Source organism: Pirellulales bacterium (assembly GCA_035939775.1).
Lineage (GTDB): Bacteria > Planctomycetota > Planctomycetia > Pirellulales > DATAWG01 > DASZFO01.
Genome location: DASZFO010000243.1, coordinates 1 through 10018, shown reverse-complemented (window position 1 = coordinate 10018; position 10018 = coordinate 1). Strand labels below are relative to the sequence as shown.

The following is a 10018-nucleotide window of genomic DNA, read 5'->3' as shown; positions in this document are numbered from 1 at the left end:
CAAAAAGTCATATTCAAAACACAAGACAGACTGTAAACTCATGACTGGCCTCCCTGCGTCGAACGAAGTCGTTGTGAATCAACTTCTTAAACGCAGCCGGAGGCCGCTTTGTTCCGCAAGCCATGAATAATCCGGGTTAGCGATTGCCGCAATGCGATGGGCAACATTCAGCCGATCCATGCCATTCATTATCGCCGCAACAGTTTTTATAGCGGGCTGCATGCAATTCATGCCCTGGACGAAATTCGGCCTGCGTGAATGCCGCGGGTCGCTCGCCTGTGGCGTTTCGTTATCGCGTAGGGGCGCATGGTCGGCGTGGCGAGTGGGCATTCGTTCCGGAATCTCCTGTGTTACCTGCTGCTCCGGCCCGACGCTAATCCTGCTGGCTCTGGGAATGATGAACCCGGCTGCTATCGTATTGGTGACGGCCGTGATCGCGATGGAGAAATTGATGCCAAAGCCCGAACTAGTCGTTCGACTCTCGGGCATCATCGCCATGATCGTGGGGCTGATTCTGATCAGCAGGCTTGTTTTGTTCGAGCCGCGCTGATGAGATCGCCGATTGGACCTCCAACTGCGCCGCGGCGGCTACTCCGCCAGCGTCAACTTGATGGTCCGCGCATTTCGGTGGTGAATGCGCACGACCACATTTCCGCCGGGCAACGGCTTCACAGCGTATCCCTCTGCCGGCGGCTCGTTCACGATCGCTAGCGAGGTTGTCCCGGAAGTGATTCGCGTCGGCGCGGATTTGAGACGCAGAACTTCGGATGCGTCCGAGTCGAAAGTCGTGTATTCGATGCTCAGATCGTACCGACCCGCATCCAGCCGAGCAACCGCCGGACGCTCACGTGGAAGCACTCTCCCGTGACAGTATCGAGCCGTATTAGCTCGCCGTTGTGCGACGCGGCTTGATAACGCTGGTCCGCTCGCCGAACTCGACAGCGAATGCCCTGCGGAGCGGGTCGGTCAGGCGGGCCCGTCGCCGCGTTTCATTCGCCTCGCACGATTAGCGGCGCAGAGCGCAAAGCCGCCGATCAGCATCAGCACGACCGAACCTGGTTCGGGCACCGGAGCAAAGGCCTGGACTTCCTGAATGCGCACGCCGTTGCCGTCCCCGTCAAAATCAAAGAACAGACTCTTCGTGCCGGCCGGAGCGTTGACGGGAATGACGAGGTACTTGGAGTCGCTTCGCGCCGGATCGTTGACCGGATCGACCACAGCCGGCGTATTCGAAAACGCCGATGTCGGAAAGCCCGTAAGCGGGAGCAAAGTCGTAGCGTAATCCCCCGCGTTCAGCGACGTGGTCGAAGTCGTCGAACTCTTGATCAAGATCTGCTCGCCGTCGTTCGTCGACGGCATGCGAAGCGTATCCGTGGTAATCACATACAGCCAGATTTGGCCGATCGGACTGTTGAATCCAGTAATCGCGAACCGTTGCGGATTATTACCGGCCCCCGCATTGAACGTCTCTGAACCGGAGAAGATCAGGCCGTTGTCGGCCTGCGGAGGACCCTGCGAGGTCACCTTGCCATCGAGCGCCTGAGCGACGGTAAAGGAACCTGACACGGGGTCGCTGGCAAATGTGTCTGCCGGCGAGAGGAGATTGCCGTTCGGAGCCAGCGTGCTCAAGGGTGCGGCAACGGTTCGATTGGATGATGCAAGACAAACGACGGACGCCAGCACGCATGAACAAATAGGGAGCCATCTCATAAGCGATCTGCCTCACATACGATAATGAAGTTGAATTGATTTCAGCCGGGGCGCCCGATAGGCCAACAGGCAATGAAACGCCGTCGCTCAATGCGGTCCCATCTGGAAATCGGGACGCTCCGAATCCCACCACCCCACGATCAACCTATAGTAATTTCGCGGTAAGCCCGTGTCTACAAAAAGGAGCTTTTCTCTTGACACTCGAAAAAGCCGGCGTGGACAGCACCTGGCCGGGGGGCGCGCCGGGAAGCTGGTCGCCACCTGACATGCTCCTACTTCCGCCGCAGGGCTTCGATCGGCCGCAGGTTCGCGCCCCAGTAGGCCGGGTAGAGGGCGCCGAGGAGGCCGACCAGCAGGGCCAGCAGGAAGCCTTCGGCGAAGATGACCGGGGCGATTTTTCCCTCGATCAGTTCCGAGGTCATCGGCATCTTGCTCAAGAAGCGAGTCAGCCCAATCGCGGCGATCGAGCCGATCACCGCCCCGCCGAGACTCAGCAAGATCGATTCGCAGAGGATCATCCACATCACGCGCATCTTGCGCCAGCCGACCGCTCGCAGGGTGCCGATCTCGCGGATGCGCTCGTAGACCGACATGACCATCGTGTTGAGCATGCCGATCGCGCCGACCGCCAGCGCGATCGCCGATGTCACCCAGGCCACGGCCTTCGCAAGCTTGATTAGCCCGACGTTCTGGATGAACGCGCCGGAGGGCATTGCGGCGATCCCATCGTCGAGCGTCTCCTCGATTCGCTTGCCGAACGCGGCGATTTTGGCTTCACGGTCGGGCACGTCTTTGGGGATATCGGTGCGGACGATGAAGCCGGTCACCTGATGGGGCCGGTTCATGAATTCCTGCATGTCTTTGAGCAACGTCGCAATCGAACCGCTCTCGAAAACGCTCGCGCTCTCGAAAGTGCCGATCACCTCGACATCCGTGTCGTAGACGCGGATCGTGTCGCCCACCTTCTTACCGAGGTTCGCGGCCAGCACCGTGCCGATGATGGCCTTGTGGTAATCGCTTTCCTTGGGAAAGCGGCCCGAGATCAGCTTGCGGTCGAGGAAAAGCGGGGAGTCGGCGGGCCAGCCGTTGATGATCACGGCCATCAGGTCGTGATCGGGAAACGACACGACATCCATCAGCCCGCCCATGACGGTGGCACCCGGCATCAACTTTTTAATGCGATCGCCCATTTCTTCCGGCACGCCGTTGTTCAATTCGGCGCTGCTGCCGACTTTCTGAACGACCAGATCGACTCCGCGACGGTCGTACAGCTCTTGGAACTGCCGCGAGAACCCATCGGAAATGCCCACCAAAGCCACCACGGCGGCAACGGCGACCGCCAGGCCGACAATCGTCAGCCCACTGCGGACCGGCCGGCGGAGCAAATTGCGCCAGATAAATGCAAAAAACTGCATGAGCTAGAGGTGCTCGCGATAATGGGTCGTGTCGGCAGGTTGTTCGACCACTCGGCCGTCGCGAATCCAAACGATCCGCTCGGCCCGCTCGGCGACCTCGAGACTATGCGTGATGACGACGTGCGTCATGCCGCGCTCGCGATGCAGTTGATCGAACAGATCGAGCACTCCGTTGCCCGAGCGCGAATCGAGGTTGCCCGTCGGCTCGTCCGCCAGCAGCACCTGCGGCTCGTTGGCCAGGGCGCGAGCGATCGCCACGCGTTGCCTCTCGCCGACGGAAAGCTGCATCGGCAGATGTTTCGCGCGATGGCTCATGCCGACCGACTCGAGCAATTCGCCCGCTCGCTTCGCGCGAGCGGATGCACCGAGCGGTCCTTCAAACATCGGGATCTGCACGTTTTCGACTGCCGTGAGCGTCGGCAATAGGTAGAAGGATTGAAAGACGAAACCGATCTTCCGCGAACGGAATCGATCCAGATCGCGCAGCGAAGAAAGCGGCTGGTCCTCAAAATAGATTTCGCCGGTCGTCGGCCGGTCGAGGGTGCCGAGCAAATTGAGCAGCGTCGATTTGCCGCTCCCGCTCGGGCCCATGATGGCCACATACTCGCCGCGACGAATCTCCAGCGACACATCCGCTAGCGCCGTCACGCTGCCATCGGGATACGTGCGGCTCACTCGATCGACGCGCACCAGGCACGGGGCCGAGGGATCGTAATAAGAGTCATTCATAGCGCAACGCCTCCGTCGGCGGTAAGCTCGCTCCGCGGATGGCCGGGTACGCGCCGCCGACCAATCCGACCAAAAGCGCCAACAAGAATCCGATGCCGATCACCGTCGGCGAGATATTCGGCTCGACCAGGCCATTGGAGGCCGGAAGTCGGCTCACGAATCGCGTCAAGACCAGCGCGGCCAACGTGCCGGCCGCCGCGCCCGCCAGGCTCAAAGTAAACGATTCCCACAGAATCATCCGCATGACGCGAATCTTGCGCCAGCCGATCGCCCGCAAGATGCCGATCTCCTGCGTTCGCTCAAGCACCGACATGATCATGGTGTTGAGCATGCCGACCGCTCCGATAATCAGGGCAATGGCCGATGTCATCCAAGCCATCGCCTGCGAGAGCCGGACTTCGTTCGAATTGTTCACATACTGTTCAGAAGTTTGGGCCGCCAAGCCATAGGGTTGGCCCTTCGGACTATGGAGGTTCTTGATCTCGCCGCGCACTTTCTCGACCGCCGCCTCGTCGGTTTTCAGACCCGGCTTGAGCACGACCTGGAATTGCGTGACCTGGCCGACCCGATTCCCGGCGTCGTCGGTGGCATATCGATCCATGAGCGTTTGCAGGTCGGGCAAGAGCGCCACCGCTTCGCCGTTCTCGATCATGGTTGAACCTTGGAAGACCCCGGCGACGGTGAACTTGCGCTCGTCGATTGTCACCTGCTCTCCGGGCTTCTTGCCGAGGTTCCGGGCCAATATGGCCCCGAGCATCACTCCATTATGGTCTTTAGCCGTGAGCTTGCGGCCGTTATTGGGCGGCACGACGAGTTGATCGAAGGCGAAGCTGTCGGCTGGATATCCGATGATCGGGACCGGTAGGCTCGCACCCTGCAAGCCGGCATGGTCGGTCAGTACAGGCGCAACCCTTTCCACTTCTGGCAGTTGCGCGATTTGCTCGCCGATGTTTTCAAACAATCGAGCGGTGTCTTCCTGACCGAGTCCGGCCCGGACGACGACAATATCCACGCCGCGGCCGGAGAGCATTTGCCGCGACGAATCTTCAAACCCGCGGGCGACCCCCAGCAAGGCCACGACCGCCGCAATCGCCACCGCGACCCCGACCCCCGTCAGCAGCGAGCGGACCTTGCGCCGCAACACATTCTTGGCGATAAAGCTGAAGAATTGCATTCCAGACCGACGTGCGACTGTGAAATTCAGCGGCTCCGCCGCCGCCTAGCGTAGCACTAACTTAGCTACTGATGACAGCTTGTGTCTAGAGGTTAACAATTTGCCACAAAACTGCCTGAGAGAATGGGACAGTCCCCAGAACTGCTCCGCCGACCCTCGCGGAGATCGTGGATGGCACAAAATGGCGACGGTCCTCGGCGGTTATGTGAAGGTTCAAAGGCCACTTGAGTGGGACCGTGGAGGCGGTATAATCCCGGCAGCTACCCAAACTGCCCGTGGTGCGCCGGTTCGCATCGACTGGTGGCAAGCATCTTGGCTCGCGGCGCCGCCCAGGGACGAATCGTTTGACATGAGGAGGTCAATTCCATGGCGACTGACATGGCGACGTTGATTTCCCAGATCGGTGAGACGGCTGGCGAGATTTGGCGCGTTTTGGAATCCCGCGGTTCGATGACGATCGCCAAGCTCGTCAAAGAAATGGACGCCCCGCGCGACACGATCATGCAAGCCCTGGGCTGGCTGGCACGGGAAGACAAGATCAACATCGAGGAAAACGGGCGGATGCGAGTGGTCTCGCTGCGGTGAACGCCTTTGGAGACCAAAGCCGATTTGACGGGTGCCATGGCCACTGCTCTGAGTGGCCATGCGCCAACTGAATTCCATGCCCAACCTCCGACGCTGGCAGCGTCGGCCACGACTCCTCGCTCACGACGCGCTGCGCACGAACGCTTCGATCCGGTCGAAGCCCGTCTTGAGCGTCTCCATGCTTGTGGCGAACGAGATGCGGACGTAGCCCTCGGCGCCGAAGGCCGAGCCCATGACTGTGGCCACATTCTGCTGCTCCAGTAGCGTCAGGCACCATTGGGCCGAGTTGTCTACTTGAGCGCTGCCGTATCGTCGGCCGAGATGGGCCCGGATGTTGACGAAGGCATAAAAGGCGCCTCCCATCTCCGGGCAGCTCAGCCGCGGAATGGTGGCGATCCGCTTCTGCACGAAGTCGCGGCGTTGCGCGAATTCGCCGAGCATCTCATCGACGCACTCCTGCGGCCCTTCGAGTGCCGCCACCGCGGCATATTGGCTGATGCTGCAAGGATTCGACGTCTCCTGGCTTTGCAGATCGGCCATGGCTTTGGCGACGTTCGCCGGCGATAGCGTCCAACCGATCCGCCAGCCGGTCATCGCATACGACTTGCTTACGCCGCTGACGACGATCGTCCGCTCCTGCAAGCCTGGGCGCAGCGTCGGAAAACTGGCGAAACGCCGCCCGCCGTAGATCAAGCGCTCGTAAATCTCGTCGCTCACCACGAGCAGGTTCTTCTCCAAAACCACATCCGCCAGTGCCGCCAACTCTTCCGGCGAGTAAAGGCTGCCGGTCGGGTTGCTCGGCGAGCAGAGCAGCAGAATTGCCGTCCGCGGTGTGATCGCGGCCCGCAATGCGGCGGGCGAGAGCTTGAAATCTTCAGCTTCGCGCGTCTCGACGATCACCGGCGTGGCCCCGGTCAGCTTGACCAATTCCGCATAGCTGACCCAATACGGCGCGGGGATGATCACCTCGTCTCCCGGATTGCACAGCACGGTGAACACGTTGTGCAGCGAGTGCTTCGCGCCATTCGAAACGACCACTTGCTCCGGCGCGTATTGCAGACCGTGCCGCTGGCGGTAGCTCTTGGCCACCGCTTGCTTTAGTTCGGGGATGCCGCTGGCCACGGTATAGTGTGTGTGCCCGGCTTCCATCGCCGCGACCGCTGCGTTGCAAATATGCGCTGGGGTGGTGAAATCCGGCTCGCCGACACTGAAGTCGTAAACCGTCTTGCCGGAGCGCGCGAGTTCCTTCGCCTTGGCGGCCATTGCAAGCGTGGCAGAGGGTTCCAGGGATTGAACGATGCGGGAGATGTTGAGTGGCATGGAGGGATCCAATGGAACGCTTGACGCTTCACCTTGTTCGTCCGACAATAATAGTTTGTGTCGGGTTCGCTTCCAAGGGCCAACATGGCGCATGCTCGCATCGGACTCTGGTTGATCGGCGCGAAGGGAGGCGTCGCCACGACCACGCTTACCGGCCTGACCGCGCTCAAGAAAGGGCTTATCGGCAACGCCGGCCTCGTTTCCGCCCTTCCGCGTTTCCAAGCGCTCGACCTGGTCGATTGGAAGGATCTGGTGGTCGGCGGGCACGACATCCGTCCCGGCCGCTTGTTCGACGAAGCGAATCGGATGCACACGGAGAGCCGTGCGATCGATGCCGACGTTCTCCGCCAGTGCAAATCCGAGTTGGACAAGATCGAAAAGAGCATCCGGCCTGGCACGATCCTCAATGTCGGCCCGACGATCGCGAAATTTGCCGAAGGTTCGGCCGCCGCGCGGCGCGAGTCGCCGCGCGGCGCGATCGAGCGGATCAAGGACGATTTGGAGTCGTTCCGCAAGGCGAACAAGCTGGCCCATTTGATCGTGGTAAACGTCGCCTCGACGGAGCCGCCGCTCGATCCGGCCGAACTCCCACAGCGGTGGGCCGAGTTGAACAAGCTGCTCGACAAGCCGCAGCGCTGCCCCTTGGCCGCCAGTTCGCTCTATGCGATCGCGGCGCTCGACCTGGGCTGCTCGTACGTGAACTTCACGCCTTCGGTGGGCGCAACGCCGCCGGCCATCGGCGAATTGGCCATCGAGCGCGGCACGCGACACATGGGCTACGACGGCAAGACGGGTGAAACGCTGCTTAAAAGCGTGCTCGCTCCGATGTTCGCCAAACGGAACCTGGAGGTGATGAGCTGGGTCGGGCATAACATATTCGGCAACATGGACGGCAAGGTGCTCGACGACCCCGTGAACAAGAAAAGCAAAATGGTCAGTAAGGATCGTCTGCTCGGCGAGATTCTCGGCTATCCCCCGCAGACGCTGGTCTCGATCGAATACATCAAGAGCCTCGGCGATTGGAAGACGGCCTGGGACCACGTTCACTTCCGCGGCTTCCTCGGCACCCCGATGACGTTCCAATTCATCTGGCAAGGATGCGATTCACTTTTGGCGGCGCCGTTGGTGCTGGATCTGGTGCGCTTCACCGAGCGCGCATGGCGCCGCGGCGACGTGGGAGTCCTCAGCTTCCTCGCCGCGTTCTTCAAGAGCCCGCTAGGCACGACCGAACATGATTTCGGTTTGCAATTCGAGATGCTCGAAGCATGGGCGAATGCAAACTCGTCTTGACGCGTTCGAGTGAAACTTGGTTCAATGCGCGCGGTTGACTGCTAAAGGTTTTCCTGCGGCTTCCCCTGCCAGAGCGCCCGAGGGGAAGAGTGTCGCATACGCCAGGAGCGCTCGATTCGAGGAGCCAAGGAAATGGCAACGAAAAAGAAGGCCGCCAAGAAGACCGCTCGATCGCCGAAGAAGGCTACGAAGAGAGCCAAGCGATCCTTGAAGAAGGCCCCGGCCAAAAAGCCGGCGCGTTCGCACAAGAAGGCTGCCCGCAAGAAGAAGTAGATCGTGCTCGGCCGCGGACTCGCTCCGCGGCGGCCCGCTGATACGACGAGAAAGGCCGGCTCGCTGCGTGGCGAGCCGGCCTGATTTATTGCGCGCCCTGCCAAGCATGCGCTCCTACAGTCGTCGAGTGCGGGCTCGGCTGCGTTAGCCCCGTCGCTTGCGACGGGATGGCCCAAACACTCCGGATCGCAAGCGAACCGGCTAACGATTGACCTCTGGTTGATCGTTGGAGTTCAGGCGTTAGCCTGCGCCCGGCAGCCTAAAGGCTGAACTCCAACGATCCGAGTTCCGATCCCTCCGCCGGGTTGACGAAACTCGCTTTGTACGATAGAGTTATGCGAAACCATTGCTTTCGGGAAATTGGGATTCGTGCCTGATCTAGACCAACAAACTGAAGAATCGACCGTCGGTTTTGACAATCTTTCTCTGTCGCCGGTGATGCTCGGCGCGCTGGCGAAGGTCGAGTATCTGACGCCGACGCCGGTCCAAGCCGGGCTGATCCCGAGAGCGCTGGCGGGAGTGGACGTGCTGGGGCAAGCCCGTACCGGAACCGGCAAGACGGCCGCATTTGTCATTCCGATCCTCGAACGGCTTGACGAACATCCTCGGGGGCCCGGGCATAAAGTTTCCGGCCCGCGAGCGCTGGTGCTCGTGCCGACGCGCGAGTTGGCCGTCCAGGTCCGCGATGAAGCGGTGAAGCTCTCGCACGGCCGACGGTTGCACATTGTTCCGCTCTACGGCGGCAAGCCGCTCCGCGGGCAGATCGAAAAGCTGCAGCGTGGCGTGGACATCGCGATCGGCACACCCGGGCGCGTGCTCGATCACATGGGGCGCGGCACGCTCGATCTCCGCGACCTGAAGTTCATCGTGCTCGACGAGGCCGACCGAATGCTCGATATCGGCTTTCGTCCGGACATCGAACGAATTCTGCGGAAGTGCCCCGCTTCGCGGCAGACGCTGCTCCTGAGCGCTACGATGCCGCCGCCGGTGGAGCGGCTCGCCCAGCGGTACATGCGCGATCCGGAGATGCTCAACTTCTCGCCGAAAGACATTTCCGTCGATACAATCGAGCAGTTTTATTTCACGGTCGATCCGGAACGAAAATACGAATTGCTCGAGCGGCTGCTAATGCGTGAGGAGCCGCGGCAGGCGATCATCTTCTGCCGCACGAAGCGCGGCACCGACAAGGTGAACCATCGGCTGGAGAAAAAACTGAAAGGGGTCGCCTGCATCCATGGCGATCTGGCCCAGAACGTTCGCGACCGCGTGATGGCCGGGTTTCGCGAGGGGAAGATTCGCTACCTCGTCGCCACCGACGTGGTCGGCCGCGGGATCGACGTGACCGGCATCTCGCATATCATCAACTACGACGTCCCGGCCTTTTGCGACGACTACGTGCATCGCGTCGGCCGCACAGGCCGCATGGGCCGTGAAGGCGTGGCCTACACGTTTGTCACGCCCGAAGAGGGGCAAGAACTGACGCGGATCGAAGTCCGCATCGGCAAGTTGCTGGAACGGGACG

General features: G+C 61.1%; 10 protein-coding genes. 5 read left to right on the top strand and 5 right to left on the bottom strand.

Features of this window, described 5'->3' with window-relative positions; all coding sequences use genetic code 11:
- Positions 1-142: 142 nt before the first annotated feature.
- Complete coding sequence (locus VGY55_15235) at positions 143-550, top strand: DUF2182 domain-containing protein (GenBank protein HEV2971327.1); 408 nt, start codon at positions 143-145, stop codon at positions 548-550.
- Between the two features lie 416 nt (positions 551-966).
- On the opposite strand, the gene VGY55_15230 is transcribed toward VGY55_15235, so the two are convergent.
- From VGY55_15230 to VGY55_15215, 4 genes are all read right to left on the bottom strand, one after another.
- Entirely contained in the window at positions 967-1629 is a 663-nt protein-coding gene (locus VGY55_15230) for a PEP-CTERM sorting domain-containing protein (GenBank protein ID HEV2971326.1), read from the bottom strand.
- A 353-nt stretch (positions 1630-1982) separates the two neighbouring features.
- Positions 1983-3125, bottom strand: a complete 1143-nt coding sequence (locus VGY55_15225) for an ABC transporter permease (GenBank protein HEV2971325.1) — start codon at positions 3123-3125, stop codon at positions 1983-1985.
- Positions 3126-3128: 3 nt separating this feature from the next.
- On the bottom strand, positions 3129-3854 hold the full coding sequence (locus VGY55_15220; protein HEV2971324.1) for an ABC transporter ATP-binding protein: 726 nt from the start codon (positions 3852-3854) through the stop codon (positions 3129-3131).
- Positions 3847-5028, bottom strand: a complete 1182-nt coding sequence (locus VGY55_15215) for an ABC transporter permease (protein HEV2971323.1) — start codon at positions 5026-5028, stop codon at positions 3847-3849. The genes VGY55_15220 and VGY55_15215 overlap by 8 nt, the downstream gene beginning before the upstream one ends.
- Positions 5029-5394: 366 nt before the next feature.
- Here VGY55_15215 and VGY55_15210 point away from each other — a divergent pair, with 366 nt between their 5' ends.
- Positions 5395-5613, top strand: a complete 219-nt coding sequence (locus VGY55_15210) for a winged helix-turn-helix domain-containing protein (GenBank protein ID HEV2971322.1) — start codon at positions 5395-5397, stop codon at positions 5611-5613.
- Between the two features lie 120 nt (positions 5614-5733).
- Here VGY55_15210 and VGY55_15205 read toward each other — a convergent pair whose 3' ends face one another.
- A complete protein-coding gene (locus VGY55_15205) occupies positions 5734-6933 on the bottom strand; it encodes a pyridoxal phosphate-dependent aminotransferase (GenBank protein ID HEV2971321.1) in 1200 nt (399 codons plus the stop codon).
- Positions 6934-7017: 84 nt separating this feature from the next.
- On the opposite strand from VGY55_15205, the gene VGY55_15200 reads away from it, so the two are divergent.
- The 3 genes from VGY55_15200 to VGY55_15190 all read left to right on the top strand — a co-directional run.
- Positions 7018-8223 (top strand): inositol-3-phosphate synthase, encoded by a 1206-nt coding sequence (locus tag VGY55_15200; GenBank protein HEV2971320.1) that lies wholly within the window; start codon positions 7018-7020, stop codon positions 8221-8223.
- A gap of 132 nt (positions 8224-8355) precedes the next feature.
- Positions 8356-8496 (top strand): hypothetical protein, encoded by a 141-nt coding sequence (locus VGY55_15195; GenBank protein ID HEV2971319.1) that lies wholly within the window; start codon positions 8356-8358, stop codon positions 8494-8496.
- A 369-nt stretch (positions 8497-8865) separates the two neighbouring features.
- Positions 8866-10018 (top strand): DEAD/DEAH box helicase (locus tag VGY55_15190; protein ID HEV2971318.1); only part of this gene is annotated, 1153 nt, incomplete at its 3' end.

Excerpts from the sequence above, each read along its gene's own strand:
- VGY55_15205 (HEV2971321.1), bottom strand. The coding sequence starts at position 6,933 with ATGCCACTCAACATCTCCCGCATCGTTCAATCCCTGGAACCCTCTGCC.
- VGY55_15195 (HEV2971319.1), top strand. The coding sequence starts at position 8,356 with ATGGCAACGAAAAAGAAGGCCGCCAAGAAGACCGCTCGATCGCCGAAG.
- VGY55_15220 (HEV2971324.1), bottom strand. The coding sequence starts at position 3,854 with ATGAATGACTCTTATTACGATCCCTCGGCCCCGTGCCTGGTGCGCGTC.
- VGY55_15200 (HEV2971320.1), top strand. The coding sequence starts at position 7,018 with ATGGCGCATGCTCGCATCGGACTCTGGTTGATCGGCGCGAAGGGAGGC.
- VGY55_15215 (HEV2971323.1), bottom strand. The coding sequence starts at position 5,028 with ATGCAATTCTTCAGCTTTATCGCCAAGAATGTGTTGCGGCGCAAGGTC.
- VGY55_15210 (HEV2971322.1), top strand. The coding sequence starts at position 5,395 with ATGGCGACTGACATGGCGACGTTGATTTCCCAGATCGGTGAGACGGCT.
- VGY55_15225 (HEV2971325.1), bottom strand. The coding sequence starts at position 3,125 with ATGCAGTTTTTTGCATTTATCTGGCGCAATTTGCTCCGCCGGCCGGTC.